Below are 16,092 nucleotides of genomic sequence, written 5' to 3' on the forward strand. Positions count from 1 at the left end.
TTACTTCTGGGCGATAACAACGAAAAGGGACAATGACATGCACAACACCAAAACCCGGCTGGCGCTGCTGGTCGGCTGCATGGCGCTGAGCGCCAACCTGTGGGCCGACGCGCAGCCGGTGCCGGCGACGTTGGCGGGGCATGCGCTGCTGCCGGTGAAATCCGCCGTTTCCACACCGAAGGACGCGCCGAGCGATTTGCAGCAGAGCGGCAAATACACCAGCGGCAAACGCGTCACCGAGCTGGGCAGCGTGGCGGGCAAATCCGCCGATCGCCTGACCGGCATCGGCCTGCCGATCAACGGCCAACCGCTGCAGGGCCACTCCGGCATCAAACATATGCCCGACGGCACCTACTGGGTGCTGACCGACAACGGTTTCGGCAGCAAGGCCAACTCCCCGGACGCCATGCTGTACCTCAACCACTACAAAATCGATTTCAAAGACGGCACGGTCGCGCCGCTGAAGACGGTGTTCCTGCACGATCCGGATAAAAAGGTGCCGTTCCACATCATCAACGAGAGCACTGAGCAGCGCTATCTGACCGGCAGCGATTTCGATCCGGAAAGCTTCCAGTTTGCCGATGATGCCTTGTGGATCGGTGAAGAGTTCGGGCCTTACCTGATCAAGGCCGACCTGAACGGCAAGGTGCTGGCGGTGTTCGACACCCAGGTGGACGGCAAGGTGGTGAAATCGCCGGACAACCCGACGCTGACCCTGCCGGGCGCGCCGGACGGCAAGCAAAACTTCCAGGTGGCGCGTTCCAAAGGCTTTGAAGGCATGGCCGCCTCGCCGGACGGCAGCAAGCTGTACCCGCTGCTGGAAGGGGCGCTGTGGGATGGCGAGCAGTTCGAGAACGTCGGCGGCAAACGCTACCTGCGGGTGCTGGAGTTCGACGTCAAACAGCAGGCCTGGACCGGCCGCAGCTGGCAGTACGTGCTGGAAGACAACCAGAACGCCATCGGCGATTTCAACATGATCGACGCCACCCACGGGCTGGTGATCGAGCGCGACAACGGCGAAGGCACGCCGGATAAAGCCTGCGCCGCCGGCGCGCCAACCGACAACTGCTTCAGCCAGGTGGCCAAGTTCAAGCGGGTGTATAAAATCGCCTTCTCGGACGCCAACGTCGGCAAATCGGTCGAGAAACTGGGTTATATCGACCTGATGAACATTCAGGATCCGAACAAGCTGGCGCGCAAGCCGCTGAACGACGGCGTGCTGACCTTCCCGTTCTTCACTATCGAGAACGTGGACGTGGTGGACGCCAACCACATCATCGTCGGCAACGACAACAACTTCCCGTTTTCCTCCAGCCGCCAGCCCAATATGGCGGATGACAACGAGTTCATCCTGTTGGACGTGAAGGATTTCCTGAAGTAGCTCCCCCCGGCCGCCGAATCGCCGGCGGCCGCCATTTCCCGCTTAGCGCAGCGAACAAACTGCGCTATAATCAGCGCCTTGCTTCCCTCTTCTCCAAGGAAGATCCTCGTCCCCGGTGGGGCGGCCGGACTTCAAATCCGGTTGGGGCCGCCAGCGGTCCTGGGCAGGTTCGACTCCTGTGATCTTCCGCCAATCATCGTCTCCCTTGCTCTTCTGTGTTAGCCGAGTTTTGCAACTTACATGACCGTCCATCTGGGTGGATATGAGATCTTGCAGCCAGACAATGAGATTGTCCGGCTGCGCGAGGGATTATTACGGCTACTTATTGAACAGGTGCGTGCCGATGGATAAACAGCCGCTGAGTAAAAAAATGGATGACAGAATAGAAATGTAAATGAGTGACTTCATTCAGGCCTCTGACGGTTAGAAAAGCGAAACGCAGCCGGATAACGCAAGCGTCGATGAAACAGTGAAAAGGCAATACGCGATCTTTATAAACATAAATTCATCCTGTTTTACTGGGTTTCCACTTTCGGTTTGATTGTGTTCGTTACGTTCTGTAAAAATAACTGGCTGATATTTAATCCGGCTGCCATGGAATGAAAGGCCGACATAGTTTTACTTTGGTGCCATGTTGAGCGTTTCTTTGCAGTGGGTTGACACTGGGTTGATGATTTTTTGGCATGATTTCCTTTTTGGTGAATAAACCATTAAAGACAGTTAAACTGTAATGAGGAAGGCCATCGTGAAAACCCTGTCGTTAATTTTTTTACTGGTATCAATATTCATCACCGCGATTCATTGCCATGAAAGGCAATGCTCCGGCATTCAAAGCGGTATTGCCATGTTCGGCAACGGAGCAAGAGCAATAACCTGTGATTTCAAGTCGTGCTCTTCTCATGATGTACCGCAATGCGTTAATTTCCCCAGGCTTTATATATTTAAGCCATTGCTAAAACGTTTGAAAACCGCGTTAAAACCCCTGTTTTTAACTTCATTAGTCAAGTTCCTGAATTGTCGGTTGAAGAGTAATGAAACTTTAATTACAGCAAGCTGTTGAGTGGGGGATATTTAAAGTCCCATTACTCTTCTGAACGTCACTTTGCGGCTTCAGGTTTTTTGTACTGGCTTAGAACGTATAACTTATTGCCACGACACCTGTTGTCTCCTCCTTTTGTTTAACGATAGGACTATTGGCGGCGTTATCCCCCAGCCAGGTATGGTTAATGCCAAACCATGCCCCCCAGTTTTCGTTAAACTGATGCGCCCACGTCAGGTTCACGTCGGTGCCATAATAGCCGCCTGCGCTGTTATAGCGGGAGTAACCCGAGTTTGCGCTTTGCGTGCTGGTCACGCCGTACCAAGTGTTCATATAACGAGAGTCTGCAAATAATGCGCTGATTTTAAAAGCAACGGTATCCTCTTCATCCAGAACAGGAATGAAATCGACGGAGGTCGCGTAAGATATCCCTTGGCCATCACTCAGCGGCAGAGTGGCTTTCCCTTCCAACACCAGCCAGGGCGTTATCGCCCATCCCAAGGCTAAGCCCGCATTAACGGTTGCTGAAATATCTCCCATGCCTTTAAGTGCGTCAGAGCCTTTACGCCAACCTGAATCTTCATCGGTTCGTCCAGAATCATAGCCTATTGTTGGAATGAAATATAAACCGTTCTCGCTTTGGAAACGAAAACCTGCGCCATTCATTGAATCGACAAAGAAATTATCCTGTTGGAAATGAAATTGCGGTGCGGCTCCCCAGGTTTGTTCATTTGAACCGCTGTATTTTGGCGATGACACCGCGCCAAGGCTCACGGTAAATGCCGTTCCGCTGTTATCGTTATTACTTGCATGGCTGGGTGGAATGCTGGATATTATCAGCAGCGCCAACGTGTTTTTAATGATTTTCTTTTCTAACATTATGAGCCTCAGTATTATGTGTATCGGTATGATAAGACTGTTCACGCAAGGCGGAGTATGCCGATGATTTGTCAATTAACCGTCAACGAATAATCAATAAATAGCGAAGATCCTTCAGGGGGATGAGATGCAAAATAAACGGGTTCTAGTCATCGAAGACGATGTCGATGCGGCAAATGTGCTGGAGGCTTATCTTAAGCGTGAAGGTTATCAGGTCGCGGTGGTGGGAAATGGGCTGATGGGTTTAAATACGGCGTTGAGCTGGAAGCCCGATCTCATATTATTAGATGTGATGTTGCCTGATATGAATGGAACTGAAATCCTGGCGGCGCTCAGGCGCAAGGTGAATACGCCGGTTATCATGATCACGGCCATGGGGGAACCTCATGATAAAATTGGCGCTCTTCGCTATGGTGCGGATGATTATATCGTTAAACCCTATAACCCCGGCGAAGTTATGGCACGCGTGCAGGCAGTGTTAAGGCGAAGCGGCGGGAATCAGCTGGCAGGCGAAGAAATATTGCGCTGGGAACGGCTCGAACTGGATCTCGCTAATATGGTGGCGAGGGTGGCAACGAGCGCGAGCGGCGCTCTCACGCTGGATTTAACATTAACCGAGTTTTCCCTGCTCGGCACGTTGATGAAAGCCTCAACGAGGCCGTTAAGCCGTCAGTTTTTGCTTGAAAAATGTTTACCTGAAAGCGATGCGCTCGAAAGAGTGGTGGATACGCATGTTTATAATTTAAGACGGAAGCTTGAAGCGGCAGGCGTTGATAACGTGATTTTTAATGTGCGCGGCGTCGGCTATAGGTTCTGCAAATCATGAAAAGGAAAAATAAATCTCTTTTGTTTTGGGTGTCTGTTCGCATCGTCATCGTCGCCATCGTGACGCTTTTTACCATTATTCTGGCGATGTGGGGCATTTTTGCTGCCCAGTATTTTTACGTCATTCATGAAATGCCGGCATCGGTTTACGAAAGATTCTTGGTGCTGCGAGAGAACCCCAGCCTGGACATAGAGGCGTTCCATCAGATCGTCGATACGTATTGGGGGCTGGATTACAGCACGCCTTCGCTGACTTCTTTAAATTGGGGATGGCTGCTTATTTTTCTGATCGTCGTCGTTCCATTGATAACGTTAATGTGCGTGCGCATCGCACGCCCTCTTACTGCCCAATTTCGAAATCTCACCGACGTTGCGGAAACCGTGGCTCGGGGAAATTTTAAGCACGAAGCCGAGCTGGTTCAGGCGTGTCCTGATGAAATCATCAGGTTCTCGATAAACTTCAATGAGATGGTCAATAAGCTCGCTTTATACGAACGCGAAATAAAAGCGTCGCATGTGGCGTTGGCCCATGAGTTGCGTTCACCGTTGACCGGGGCTATGGGCCGCCTTCAGGGCATGATAGACAACGTTTTTCCTGCGAGTCAGGAACAGCTGAATATGGTGATGACGCAATTAAAAAATCTGAGTTACCTTACCGACGATCTGTATTTCCTCTCTCTGGCCAGTGCGGGCCAACTGAAATTAAGTAAAAACGTTTTTACTATCAATAGTGTGTTAAAGGAGAGGGTGGCCTGGCTCAAACCTCAGTTGGAGGCTGCGGGCATGTCCATCTCTATCGAGGAGGGCGGGCCGCTTCATTTTATTGGGGATGAATTCAGACTCGGCCAAGTATTCAGCATACTAATCGAGAATATGCTTCGTTATTGTAGTCAGGGCGATCGAATGTGCATTCGTCTCGAACAGACCGCGCAGGAAATCGTGTTGGCGTTTCAAGATACGGGGCCTGGTGTTGCACAGGATTATTTGCCGCAAATGTTTGAGCGTTTTACTCGCGGTGAAACGTCCCGCGCGCGCGATTCCGGCGGCAGCGGGCTCGGGCTCTCTATTGCGAAAGCGATTTGCGCTGCCCATCACGGAACGATAAAAGCCAGTCTGCCGGTCGACCAAGGGTTGTTAATCACCATAAACTTGCCCCTGCCGGTGCAGGGGGGCGCCAGCAGTAGAGGGTAATGGTTTACGTCACAGCCAACATTTTCGCCGAGCGCGTTTCGGCGGCGCTTGATGTCATTCGTATCGTCTATGATCTAAGCACTGGGCCCGTTGCAGCTGCGCGCGCTCGGCGACGAAGGCCGCACATACCGGAGGTCAACATGCGAAGTCTGGAAGATCACCTTGCCGCTTATGCCGCCTATCACCGCGATGCGCGCAATATCGTCACGCACTTTATCGGCATCCCGCTGATCGTCGTCAGCCTGCTGACGCTGCTCTCCCGGCCGGCATGGGGCGCGGGATGGCTGCCGTTTTCGCCGGCCTGCGCGGCGGTTATCGTGTCGGCCCTCTATTACCTGCGGCTGAGCCTGCGTCTTGGCGTCATGATGTTGGCGTTGCTGCTGCTGTGCCTCGCGTTCGGCGCCTGGGTGGCGTCGCTGTCGACGGCGGCGTGGCTGAGCGTCGGCATCGGCGGTTTCGTCATCGGCTGGCTGTTTCAGTTTGTCGGGCATTTCTGGGAGGGACGAAAGCCGGCGTTTATGGACGACGTGACGGGCCTGATCATCGGCCCGTTGTTCGTGCTGGCGGAAGCCTGCTTCCTGGCCGGCGGGCTGCGCGCATTGCAGCGGAGCATCGAAATGCGCGCGGGCAAAGTGCGCAATGGGAGGGAATGAAATAAGGCATCATAGGATTTTTCTGCGAGGCCCCTTTTGAAAAAAGAGGCCTGAAGATGACGGATTATGCGTATTGGATCAATTTCCAGGTGACCCCTTTGCCGCCATAAGGCGGCATGATATTGCCTTTAGCGATTGGCGCTGTGGTTGAGGGTTTGCCAACCACTTCCCAGACGCCGCTTTCCGGGCATTTTTGCCCTGTCGTGGCTGTAGTGCCAATAGGTGATTTAGACATAAGATCTTTCCTTAATCAACGCAGCGCCACAATAGCGCTGTTCGGAAAGATATTTACACGTTCGCATATATATTCAACCCTGTTCGGGAAATACGGGTTATGTGTTTAAATTTTGATTAAATATTGTGTTTTAAGTTTTCATTTTTCTTGGTTTCATTATTTTTATTTCAAATTATATTGTTTTTATATGTTTTGTTTTTTTGTATTCTAATAAAAAATTGCAATGAAAATGTTTAATTTATTATTTTATATCTAAGGTTTTCGATTTATTTTTTATTTATCGTGCGGACCCAGAAAATCTGGGTTATGTCGCTTATTCAGAAGAGCGTTGTTTACCAAGCCAGCGAAGCCCCCCGCACTTGCAGGCTCGGGGGGCTGAACATATTTACCCGATCGTCGGATAATCGGTGTAGCCTTCCCGGCTGCCGCCGAAGAATTTCTCTTTGATTGGCGCATTCAGCGCCAGCCCGTGTTGCAGGCGGTGAGGCAGATCCGGGTTGGCGATGAACGGGCGACCGAAGCCGATCAGATCCGCCCAGCCTTTGGCCAGCGCTTCTTCAGCGCGTTCACGCGTGTATTTGCCCGAGTAAATCAGCGTGCCGCGGAAAATCAGGCGCAGCGACTCTTTGAACGCCGCCGGCATCACCGGAGCGTCATCCCAGTCCGCTTCAGCGATGTGAATGTAAGCGGCGCCGATATCGTTCAGCACGCTGGCCGCCGCCAGATAGGTGGCTTCCGGGGTATCGTCCTGCGAGCCCATCAGGGTGGTCAGCGGCGCCAGACGCACGCCCAGTTTCTCTTTGCCGATGGCGTCCGCCACCGCCTGCGCCACCTCCCGCAGGAAACGCAGGCGATTTTGCAGTGAACCGCCGTATTCGTCGTCGCGCTGATTCTCCCGCGAGTCGATAAACTGATTGATCAGATAGCCATTCGCGCCGTGCAGCTCTACGCCGTCGAAACCGGCGGCAATGGCGTTGCGGGCCGCCTGGGCGTAGTCGTTGACGATCGCCGGAATTTCTTCCCGCGTTAAGGCGCGCGGTGCGGAGTGCTGCACCATTTCACCCACGCCATGCTCTGGCCCGCGGCCTTCGACATCCACGAACACCTTGACCCCGTCGGCCTGGATGGCGGAGGAGGAGACCGGCGCGGCGTGGCCAGGCTGTAAAATGGTATGCGACACGCGGCCGACGTGCCAAAGCTGCGCGAAGATCTTGCCGCCGGCCTGATGTACGGCGTCGGTGACTTTTTTCCAACCGGCGATGTGTTCCGGGGTGTAAATGCCGGGCGTCCAGGCATAACCCTGGCCCTGCTGGCTGATCTGCGTGCCTTCGCTGACGATCAGCCCGGCGCTGGCGCGCTGGGCATAATATTCAGCCATCATGTCGGTGGCGACGTCGCCGGCGCCGGCCCGTGAACGGGTCATGGGTGGCATGACGATGCGATTGTTCAGCAATAAACCGTTTAAAGAATACGAGTCAAAAAGCATGGCGCTTCCCTCATGTGAATTAGGCCGTGGGGCGATGATGTTTTGCTGAGGCCATTATATTTCGTCGTTTAATTCTAAAAACGCGCACAATAACAAAACACTTTTGCTCTGTGTTCAATAGTCGCGGCAGCCGCCGGTGAGCCGGTATGGCGGGTGGGCCAGATGGCGAGAATGAACCCGATGTGCGCACGGGCGATGGCGGCTATTGCCTGTCGGCGCGTGGCTGAGATAGAGTCGGCTGCTGTTTTCCCCACGATTTTTAACAAAATCGCAAAAGTCTTTTAGCCTTCCGCCTGCTTATCTTTGGTGTGATCAATGTCATACTTTTGGCATCTTAACTTTCCCGCGCTTCGGCAGCGGTTAACCGGAGTTGTTGAATGAAAATTAACTTTCCCTTATTAGCCCTGGCGGTGGGGGCGTTCGGCATCGGCACGACCGAGTTTTCCCCGATGGGGTTGCTGCCGACGATCGCCAAAGGGGTGGACGTCTCCATCCCGATGGCCGGCATGTTGATCAGCGCCTACGCCGTTGGCGTGATGGTCGGCGCTCCGCTGATGACGTTGCTGCTTTCTCACCGGGCGCGCAGAAGCGCGCTGATCTTCCTGATGGCGATCTTTACCCTGGGTAACGTGCTGTCGGCGGTTGCGCCTGACTACACCACCCTGATGCTGTCGCGCATCATCACCAGCCTGAACCACGGCGCGTTCTTTGGCCTCGGTTCAGTGGTGGCCGCCAGCGTGGTGCCGAAAGAGAAACAGGCCAGCGCCGTGGCGACCATGTTTATGGGCCTGACCATCGCCAATATCGGCGGGGTGCCGGCCGCGACCTGGCTGGGTGAAACCATCGGCTGGCGCATGTCGTTCCTGGCGACGGCCGGGCTGGGCGTGATCGCCATGCTGGGGCTGTGGTTCTCGTTGCCGAAAGGCAGCGCCGGCGCACGTCCGGATGTGAAACGCGAGCTGTCGGTGTTGGTGCGCCCGCAGGTGCTATCCGCCTTGCTGACGACCGTGCTGGGCGCCGGCGCGATGTTCACGCTCTATACCTATATCTCGCCGGTGTTGCAGCACATCACCGATGCGACGCCGCTGTTCGTGACGGTCATGCTGGTGTTGATCGGCGTCGGTTTCTCCATCGGCAACTACCTGGGCGGCAAATTCGCCGACCGTTCCGAGAGCGCGACGCTGAAGGGTTTCTTGCTGCTGCTGGTGGTCATTATGCTGGTGATCCCGTTCCTGGCGCGCAGTGAAATCGGCGCCGCGGTCAGCATGGTGATTTGGGGGGCGGCGACCTTTGCCGTGGTGCCGCCGCTGCAGATGCGCGTGATGCGTGTCGCCAGCGAAGCGCCGGGCCTGTCGTCCTCGGTCAACATCGGCGCCTTTAACCTGGGCAATGCGCTGGGCGCCGCCGCCGGTGGCGCGGTAGTCTCCGCCGGGCTGGGATACAGCTTCGTGCCGGTGATGGGGGCTATTATTGCCGGATTGGCGCTGTTGCTGGTGCTGTTCACCCACCGTCAGGCCGAAAAAGTAGCCTACGCCAACGGTTAAACGATAACGTGCGGCGGGGTTCCCCGCCGCGCTCACTCAAAGCCGAGCAGGCTGAACGCATCGTCCTGCGGGGCGTAGCCGAGCAGGCGACGGGTCTCTTCCAGCGACAAACGGGTATAGCGGTTATTGGAAACCCCGTGCACCACCGCATATTGCACCCCTTCGACACGAATGCAGCGATCCAGCAGATCGGTGGCGTCGCGATGGCTGAGAAAAGCGCTCATGTCGCGGGCGCTAAGCTGTTCGCCCCGGCACAGAGTGGTGAAGTTGGCGATGCGCACCGACAGGGCGGAAAGCCCCTCCTGATGGGCGAAATAGGCGGCGATGCCTTCGCCGAACGCCTTGCTGGCGCCGTACAGATTTTTCGGCTTCGGCGCGTCATCCGGGCGGATTTGATAATCGAGCGGGTAGCCTTCCACCGCCTGCGCGCTGCTGGCGAATACCACCCGGCGGCAGCCGGCGTCTTTCGCCGCGCGGAAGATATTGAAGGTGCCGAGAATGTTGTTGTCCATCAGCGAACCGCAAAAATCGGCGTCGGGAGCCGGATCGGCGGCCAGGTGCAACACGGTGTCGATATTGGCGCAGGCCTCACGGCAGGCGTCGAGATCGGCGATGTTGAAGCTGATGACCTCATCGTCGGGCCGGCGATCGCGCAACAGAGCGAGATCTCGTTCCGCCAGCCGCAATGCATAGCGATCGCCCACTGCCTGGCGAAACGCGGTGGCGACTCGGCCGCCGGCGCCGGTAATCAAAATCCGTCCTACATCAGTACGCAACACCATGGTGACTGTCATCCCTACTCTCGATTAAGCGTTGACCAGTAATAATCCCCCGTGTGATTTTTGTCTAGTTGTTTTAATTAGTTATTCTGATGTTTTTTCGCCGTATTCAATTGCGCACGGTGATTTTTGCGCGGGTGAATATCGTGGAATGCTAACAATATTCGATGAGATTTGGCGATGTATTTGCCTTAATGGCTGCGAATATTGCCAGAAAAGGCGATTGGCCGCTGGAAAATACGTGTTTCGCTTTAGCTTGATAGTGAATTATTAGGTTAGTTAATCTTATGTTTTTTTGACGTGAAGCCGGGCGATACTCTCTCATCCCTCTCTATCGCTCGCGCGATATATCATCGGCGCAGTGATCCCGGTAGAGGGCGGCATGCATTATTTCGCGCATTGAGGCCGTTTTGCCTTTGCGATCACAGTTCGGCAATTTGTCGTCGCCAAGCCTTGCTCCGCTAAAATCTGCGGTGTTAACGTCATAACTCAACCGATTTAGGGTTGTTACTGCTGCGGCAGGCAAAACCTAAACCTCGCGTTTCTGTTCCCCGATGGGGCAGAGACCGCGAGGTTTAGGTTTTTTTTTGCGCCGAATTTCGCTCCTGCGCCAGGCCAGCGCAAAGGCGGGATCGGCAGAACGTGAAGTCTAAGGATAACCGTATGAAATATGACACATTAGCCAGTGAGATTTTGGCCGGCGTCGGTGGCCGCGACAATGTGAAAAGCCTGGTGCATTGCGCCACCCGCCTGCGTTTCAAGCTGCGTGACGACCGCCGCGCCAACGCGGCAGCGCTGAAGAAAAACCCGGGCGTCATCATGGTGGTGGAGAGCGGCGGCCAGTTTCAGGTGGTGGTGGGCAACCACGTGGCCGAGGTGTTCGACGCGGTCAACCGGGTCGGCGGGTTGGCCGAAGGCGCGTCGAGCGGCAGCGATGCGGACGGTAAAAAAGACAATCTGCTCAGCCGCTTTATCGACGTGGTTTCCGGCATCTTCACCCCATTGCTCGGGGTGATGGCTGCCTCGGGGGTGTTGAAGGGATTGCTGGCGCTGAGCCTGGCCTGCGGCTGGCTGCTGGAAAGCAGCGGCGCCTTTAAAATGTTGTTCGCCGCCAGCGACGCATTGTTCTATTTCTTCCCGATCATGCTCGGCTACACCGCCGGGAAAAAATTCGGCGGCAACCCGTTCGTCACCATGGCGATCGGCGGCGCGTTGACGCATCCGCTGATGATGGCGGCGTTCGAGGCGGCGCAACAGCCGGGCGCGGTGCGCGAATATTTCTTCGGCATTCCGCTGACTTTTATCAACTACAGCTCGTCGGTGATCCCCATCATCTTTGCGGCCTGGGTATCCTGCCGTCTGGAGCCGCTGTTTAACCGGGTGATCCACAGCGCGCTGCGCAATTTCATCACGCCGCTGCTGTGTCTGGCGATCACCGTGCCCCTGACCTTCCTGCTGATCGGCCCGGCGGCGACCTGGCTCAGCCATCTGCTGGCCAACGGCTATCAGGCCATTTACGCCTTCAACCCGATCATCGCCGGCGCTTTCATGGGGGCGATGTGGCAGGTGTGCGTGATCTTCGGCCTGCATTGGGGGCTGGTGCCGTTGATGATCAACAACCTGAGCGTGCTGGGGCGCGACACCATGGTGCCGCTGCTGCTGCCGGCGGTGATGGGGCAGGTCGGCGCCACGCTGGGCGTGATGCTGCGCACCCGCGACACCAAGCTGCGGGCGCTGTCCGGTTCGGCCATCGGCGCCGGGATTTTCGGCATCACCGAACCGGCGGTGTACGGCGTCACCCTGCCGAACAAGCGTCCGTTTATCTTCGGCTGCATCGGCGGCGCGCTGGGCGGGGCGGTGATCGGTTACTTCCATACCTCGGTCTACTCGTTCGGCCTGGTGAACGTGTTCACCTTCGCGCAAATCATTCCCAACGGCGGCATCGACGCCACGGTGTGGGGCGCGATCGGCGGCACTCTGCTGTCGTTTGTGTTCGCCGCGCTGGCCAGCTACCTGTTCGGCGTCGCGCCGGCGGAAGAGACGGCGCAGCCTGAAGCCGCCGCGCCGCTTAACCGCAAGCAGGCCATTCTCAGCCCGATCGCCGGCGACATCGTGCCGCTGGAGCAGGTGAACGACGCGACCTTCGCCAGCGGCCTGCTGGGGAAAGGGGTGGCGATCGCGCCGCAGCAGGGGCGAGTGGTGGCGCCGGTGAGCGGCAGCGTGGCGTCGCTGTTCAAAACCAAACACGCCATCGGCATCGAATCGGACGACGGCGCGGAGATTCTCATCCACGTCGGCATCGATACCGTGAAGCTCGACGGGGCGCATTTCACCGCCCACGTGCGGGAAGGCGAGCGGATCGCGCCGGGCGATCTGCTGATCGAGTTCGACCAGGCGGCGATCCATGCCGCCGGCTATGACACCACCACGCCGATCATCATCAGCAACAGCGATGACTACGTGGACGTGTTGACCAGCGGCCTGTCTCCGGTGCAGGAACAGGCGCCGCTGCTGACTTTATTACGTTAATTGAGGAGCAAGCGATGAACGGCAAGTTTCCGCAACATTTTCTGTGGGGCGGCGCGGTAGCGGCGAACCAGGTAGAAGGCGCGTATCAGGCCGACGGCAAGGGGCTGTCGACCTCCGATCTGCAGCCGCAGGGCATCTTCGGCGCCATCACGCCGCGCACGGCGGGCGACAGCGGCATCAAGGACGTGGCGATCGATTTCTATCATCGTTACCCGGAGGATATCGCGCTGTTCGCCGAGATGGGTTTCAAGTGCCTGCGCACCTCGATCGCCTGGACGCGCATTTTCCCGCAGGGCGATGAAGAGACCCCGAACGAAGCCGGGCTGGCGTTTTACGATCGGCTGTTCGATGAGATGGCGAAATACGGCATTCAGCCGCTGATCACGCTGTCGCACTATGAGATGCCTTACGGTCTGGTGAAGCGCTACGGCGGCTGGGGCGATCGCCGCACCATCGATTTCTTCGAGCGCTATGCGCGCACCGTGTTCGAACGCTATAAGCACAAGGTTAAACACTGGCTGACCTTCAACGAGATCAACATGTCGCTGCACGCGCCCTTCACCGGGGTTGGCCTGCCGCAAGAGAGCGACAAGAGCGCCGTCTATCAGGCGATCCACCATCAGCTGGTGGCCAGCGCCAGAGCGGTGAAGGCCTGTCACGAGATCGTGCCGGAGGGGCAAATCGGCAACATGCTGCTGGGCGGCATTCTGTATCCGCTGAGCTGCAAGCCGGAAGATCTGCTGGAAACCCAGCGGCAAAACCGCGACTGGCTGTTCTTCGGCGATGTGCAGGCGCGCGGCTATTACCCGGCCTACATGCAGCGCTTCTTCCGTGAAAACGGCATTCAGGTGGCGATCACCGAGGAAGATCGGCAAACGCTGCGTGAAACCATCGACTTCATCTCGTTCAGCTACTACATGAGCGGCTGCGTTACCGCCGACCCGGAGCAGTATGAAACGGCGCGCGGCAACATTCTCGATATGGTGCCGAACCCGCACCTGGCCAGTTCGGAGTGGGGGTGGCAAATCGACCCGATCGGGCTGCGCTACCTGCTCAACGTGCTGTACGACCGCTATCAGAAGCCGTTGTTCATCGTCGAGAACGGGCTGGGCGCCAAAGACCGCGTCGAGGCCGACGGCAGCATCAACGACGACTACCGCATCAACTACCTCAATGACCACCTGGTGCAGGTGGCCGAGGCGATCGACGACGGCGTCGAGGTGATGGGCTACACCAGCTGGGGGCCGATCGATCTGGTCAGCGCCTCGAAGGCCGAAATGTCGAAGCGCTACGGCTTCATTCACGTCGACAGAGACGATGCCGGCAACGGTAGTCTCGAACGCCGCCGCAAGAAGAGTTTCTACTGGTATCGCGATGTGATCCACAGCAACGGCGCCAGCCTGAAAGACCGACGCTAACCCTTCAGCCCGGCGGCAAACGCCGGGCGTTAACTAACCTTATTCGCTGCTGTTCATGATGGGAAATTCTCTCCCAGGGAATGCTGTTGCCCGCAGTCAGCCGTTATGCGGAGAAATATAATAATGATGAAAAGCTTATTACCTCGTTCCATGACCCTGGCGGCGCTGGCGCTGCTCTGTAGCCAGGCGCAGGCGGAAACGCTGCAAACCGGCAAGGACGTTGAAGCTCCCACCGCCAAATGGGAAGGGGTGGCGCTCGGCTTTGAACCGCCGCAGCCTGGGCTGTTGGGGGATATGCTGGGGATCAGGCCGATCCTGGAGGATCACGGTTTCCACTATAATCTCGGCTACCTCAGCCAGCTGTCGTATAACGCCGGCGGCGGTTACAACCACGATAAACAGGCGTCGTACATCGACCAATTTTCGCTGACCTTCAGCCAGGATCTGCAGGCGCTGACCGGCATTCCGGATGCGGCGATCGAAGGCAATATCGTCAACCGCAACCATGACAACAACCTGACCCGCGATCGGCTGCAGGATCCGCGCGTCGGCCTGACCGATCTGTCGCAGGAGAGCTTTGGCGGGCAGTCGATCACCCGGCTGGGCTGGTTGACCTTCAGCCGTTCCTTCCTCGACAGCCGGCTGCAATGGCGTATCGGCATGATGAACAAGGTGCAGGATTTCGATCAGATCATCCCCTGCGATTTTCAGACGCTGACGCTGTGCGGCGGCAAGTCCGCCAACTCGTTGACCTGGTACAACTGGAACGTGCATTACTGGGGCACCACGCTGCAATACAAGCTGACCGACGGCCTGACGCTCAAGGGCGGCGTGATGGAGCAGAACCCGAGCGCCCCCAGCCGCAGCCACGCCTGGAGTTGGTCCACCAAGGGCAGCAAAGGCTTCCTGTTGCCGATGGAGCTGGAGCTGAAAACCCACGCCGTCAACCAGCTGCCGGGGGTGTATAACCTGGGCGTGCTGTTCACCAACGCGCGCCAGCGCGATCTTTATGAAGGGGTGTCCGGTGGGCCGGGCGCCAGCGATCCGCAGGGCTATCGCAGCCACGATCGCACCTGGTTCCTGTATACCGGTTTCAACCAGCAGATGACGCGCCATGCGGATGACGTCAACCGTGGCCTGAGCGTGTTCTACAGCCTGGGGCTGGGGGATCAGCGCAGCAACTACCTGCACTGGTCCACTTCGACCGGCATCCGCTATCGCGGGCTGTTCGATGCGCGGCCGGACGACTGGCTGGGGCTGGGCGTTTCGGTGGTGAAACTGAGCGACCGCTATAAAGACAATCAGCGTTACCTCAACGAGATGAGCGGCATCAGCGATTATCACGATCCGAACTACCGGCCGGTGCCGGGCCACTCGGTGACGGCGGAGCTGTACTACCGCGTTAACGTCACGCCGTGGCTGCAGCTGCAGCCGGGCCTGCAATACTGGCATCATCCGGCGGGCGTCAGCGAGACGCAGGACGCCTGGGTGACGGCGTTGAAAACGGTGGTGACCTTCTGATCAGGCCGCGTCGTTCTCGCGGTAGCGCCGGCGGGCGTGCTCAAACCAGCTGGCCGGCACGTTGTGCGGCGGCTGCTGTAATCTGAGCAGCCCCTGTTCGACGATATGGCTGGCCTGGCGCCACAGCGTCGGGTCGCCTTCGGTCAGCACTTCCAGCAGGCGCTGTTTCTCGATCAGATAGGTTTGGGCGAAGTGGCTGTCGTAGTCCAGCAGCGAGCGGGTGTTGTCGATCAGATCCGCCAGTTTGATGGTTTTGGCCTGCGGCGATGCGCCGGCGCTGTGGCGCCGATCGCGGTTTTTACGCTCGAAGCGATTGCCGTCCTCGGCGTGGCTGACGTTGGTTAACATTCGCACCAGCTCCGCTACCTGCGGCCCAAAGTGGCTTTCGATATCGCCGAGGGTGGTAGGCGTGTCTTCTACCGTGTCATGCAGCCAGGCGGCCGCCAGCATCTCTTCGGTGTGCGGCACGCTGCGCACCAGCTCCATGACCGCCTGCGGGTGGACGATGTACGGATCGTTGGTGTATTTGCGGCGCTGATCGATGGCCGCATGCGCCTTGGTGGCGTAGCGGCGCGCGCGTTCTGCAAGCGTATTCGTCATTTCCTTTCCCTC

The 16,092-nt window shown here is 57.2% G+C and carries 13 protein-coding genes and 1 tRNA gene; 9 read left to right on the forward strand and 5 right to left on the reverse strand.

Annotated elements, in window-relative coordinates; genetic code table 11:
• Window positions 1-37: 37 nt before the first annotated feature.
• Window positions 38-1,381, forward strand: coding sequence for an esterase-like activity of phytase family protein (locus tag ACSBQS_RS20675; RefSeq protein WP_434991327.1), 1,344 nt, complete (start codon window positions 38-40; stop codon window positions 1,379-1,381).
• Between the two features lie 97 nt (window positions 1,382-1,478).
• Window positions 1,479-1,573, forward strand: a tRNA-Sec gene (locus tag ACSBQS_RS20680).
• A 937-nt stretch (window positions 1,574-2,510) separates the two neighbouring features.
• Here the strand turns inward: ACSBQS_RS20680 and ACSBQS_RS20685 are convergent.
• Window positions 2,511-3,299 carry a MipA/OmpV family protein gene (locus ACSBQS_RS20685; RefSeq protein ID WP_197666733.1) on the reverse strand — a complete coding sequence of 263 codons (789 nt, stop codon included), beginning with the start codon at window positions 3,297-3,299 and terminating at the stop codon, window positions 2,511-2,513.
• 127 nt (window positions 3,300-3,426) lie between these two features.
• Here ACSBQS_RS20685 and ACSBQS_RS20690 point away from each other — a divergent pair, with 127 nt between their 5' ends.
• The 3 genes from ACSBQS_RS20690 to ACSBQS_RS20700 all read left to right on the forward strand — a co-directional run bounded on the left by ACSBQS_RS20690 (window position 3,427) and on the right by ACSBQS_RS20700 (window position 5,968).
• Window positions 3,427-4,125 (forward strand): response regulator, encoded by a 699-nt coding sequence (locus ACSBQS_RS20690; RefSeq protein ID WP_033652287.1) that lies wholly within the window; start codon window positions 3,427-3,429, stop codon window positions 4,123-4,125.
• Window positions 4,122-5,315, forward strand: a complete 1,194-nt coding sequence (locus ACSBQS_RS20695; protein ID WP_197666734.1) for a sensor histidine kinase — start codon at window positions 4,122-4,124, stop codon at window positions 5,313-5,315. Before ACSBQS_RS20690 ends, ACSBQS_RS20695 begins: the two co-directional genes overlap by 4 nt.
• A gap of 140 nt (window positions 5,316-5,455) precedes the next feature.
• Complete coding sequence (locus ACSBQS_RS20700; protein ID WP_016929542.1) at window positions 5,456-5,968, forward strand: DUF962 domain-containing protein; 513 nt, start codon at window positions 5,456-5,458, stop codon at window positions 5,966-5,968.
• Between the two features lie 64 nt (window positions 5,969-6,032).
• Here ACSBQS_RS20700 and ACSBQS_RS20705 read toward each other — a convergent pair whose 3' ends face one another.
• Both ACSBQS_RS20705 and ACSBQS_RS20710 read right to left on the reverse strand, forming a co-directional pair.
• Window positions 6,033-6,203, reverse strand: a complete 171-nt coding sequence (locus tag ACSBQS_RS20705; protein ID WP_162837995.1) for a hypothetical protein — start codon at window positions 6,201-6,203, stop codon at window positions 6,033-6,035.
• Between the two features lie 385 nt (window positions 6,204-6,588).
• The gene (locus ACSBQS_RS20710) at window positions 6,589-7,689 is read right to left on the reverse strand and encodes an alkene reductase (RefSeq protein ID WP_033652284.1); all 1,101 of its coding nucleotides are present in this window, start codon (window positions 7,687-7,689) and stop codon (window positions 6,589-6,591) included.
• Window positions 7,690-8,066: 377 nt separating this feature from the next.
• On the opposite strand from ACSBQS_RS20710, the gene ACSBQS_RS20715 reads away from it, so the two are divergent.
• Window positions 8,067-9,233: an MFS transporter gene (locus tag ACSBQS_RS20715; protein ID WP_033645072.1), complete on the forward strand. Its 1,167-nt coding sequence runs from the start codon at window positions 8,067-8,069 to the stop codon at window positions 9,231-9,233.
• Between the two features lie 32 nt (window positions 9,234-9,265).
• Here the strand turns inward: ACSBQS_RS20715 and ACSBQS_RS20720 are convergent, their stop codons facing one another.
• A complete protein-coding gene (locus ACSBQS_RS20720) occupies window positions 9,266-10,015 on the reverse strand; it encodes an NAD-dependent epimerase/dehydratase family protein (protein WP_047025973.1) in 750 nt (249 codons plus the stop codon).
• Between the two features lie 660 nt (window positions 10,016-10,675).
• Between ACSBQS_RS20720 and bglF the strand changes: the two genes are divergently transcribed.
• The 3 genes from bglF to ACSBQS_RS20735 all read left to right on the forward strand — a co-directional run bounded on the left by bglF (window position 10,676) and on the right by ACSBQS_RS20735 (window position 15,480).
• Entirely contained in the window at window positions 10,676-12,541 is a 1,866-nt protein-coding gene (gene bglF, locus ACSBQS_RS20725; RefSeq protein ID WP_197666735.1) for a PTS beta-glucoside transporter subunit IIABC, read from the forward strand.
• A 14-nt stretch (window positions 12,542-12,555) separates the two neighbouring features.
• Window positions 12,556-13,959 (forward strand): glycoside hydrolase family 1 protein, encoded by a 1,404-nt coding sequence (locus ACSBQS_RS20730; protein WP_033645069.1) that lies wholly within the window; start codon window positions 12,556-12,558, stop codon window positions 13,957-13,959.
• Window positions 13,960-14,109: 150 nt separating this feature from the next.
• Window positions 14,110-15,480 carry a carbohydrate porin gene (locus ACSBQS_RS20735; protein ID WP_434093460.1) on the forward strand — a complete coding sequence of 457 codons (1,371 nt, stop codon included), beginning with the start codon at window positions 14,110-14,112 and terminating at the stop codon, window positions 15,478-15,480.
• On the opposite strand, the gene ACSBQS_RS20740 is transcribed toward ACSBQS_RS20735, so the two are convergent.
• A complete protein-coding gene (locus tag ACSBQS_RS20740; protein WP_033652280.1) occupies window positions 15,481-16,080 on the reverse strand; it encodes an HD domain-containing protein in 600 nt (199 codons plus the stop codon). It abuts the gene before it with no gap.
• Window positions 16,081-16,092: the final 12 nt, after the last annotated feature.

Origin of the sequence: Serratia sp. H402Y, assembly GCF_051172415.1 — a bacterium.
Taxonomy (GTDB): Bacteria; Pseudomonadota; Gammaproteobacteria; order Enterobacterales; family Enterobacteriaceae; genus Serratia; species Serratia ureilytica.

What these genes read in the sequence shown, in the direction of transcription:
- ACSBQS_RS20740 (WP_033652280.1), bottom strand. Translation starts at nt 16,080, where the DNA reads ATGACGAATACGCTTGCAGAACGCGCGCGCCGCTACGCCACCAAGGCG.
- ACSBQS_RS20690 (WP_033652287.1), top strand. Translation starts at nt 3,427, where the DNA reads ATGCAAAATAAACGGGTTCTAGTCATCGAAGACGATGTCGATGCGGCA.
- ACSBQS_RS20715 (WP_033645072.1), top strand. Translation starts at nt 8,067, where the DNA reads ATGAAAATTAACTTTCCCTTATTAGCCCTGGCGGTGGGGGCGTTCGGC.
- ACSBQS_RS20710 (WP_033652284.1), bottom strand. Translation starts at nt 7,689, where the DNA reads ATGCTTTTTGACTCGTATTCTTTAAACGGTTTATTGCTGAACAATCGC.
- ACSBQS_RS20735 (WP_434093460.1), top strand. Translation starts at nt 14,110, where the DNA reads ATGACCCTGGCGGCGCTGGCGCTGCTCTGTAGCCAGGCGCAGGCGGAA.
- ACSBQS_RS20720 (WP_047025973.1), bottom strand. Translation starts at nt 10,015, where the DNA reads ATGGTGTTGCGTACTGATGTAGGACGGATTTTGATTACCGGCGCCGGC.
- ACSBQS_RS20685 (WP_197666733.1), bottom strand. Translation starts at nt 3,299, where the DNA reads ATGTTAGAAAAGAAAATCATTAAAAACACGTTGGCGCTGCTGATAATA.
- ACSBQS_RS20705 (WP_162837995.1), bottom strand. Translation starts at nt 6,203, where the DNA reads ATGTCTAAATCACCTATTGGCACTACAGCCACGACAGGGCAAAAATGC.
- ACSBQS_RS20675 (WP_434991327.1), top strand. Translation starts at nt 38, where the DNA reads ATGCACAACACCAAAACCCGGCTGGCGCTGCTGGTCGGCTGCATGGCG.
- bglF (WP_197666735.1), top strand. Translation starts at nt 10,676, where the DNA reads ATGAAATATGACACATTAGCCAGTGAGATTTTGGCCGGCGTCGGTGGC.
- ACSBQS_RS20700 (WP_016929542.1), top strand. Translation starts at nt 5,456, where the DNA reads ATGCGAAGTCTGGAAGATCACCTTGCCGCTTATGCCGCCTATCACCGC.
- ACSBQS_RS20730 (WP_033645069.1), top strand. Translation starts at nt 12,556, where the DNA reads ATGAACGGCAAGTTTCCGCAACATTTTCTGTGGGGCGGCGCGGTAGCG.
- ACSBQS_RS20695 (WP_197666734.1), top strand. Translation starts at nt 4,122, where the DNA reads ATGAAAAGGAAAAATAAATCTCTTTTGTTTTGGGTGTCTGTTCGCATC.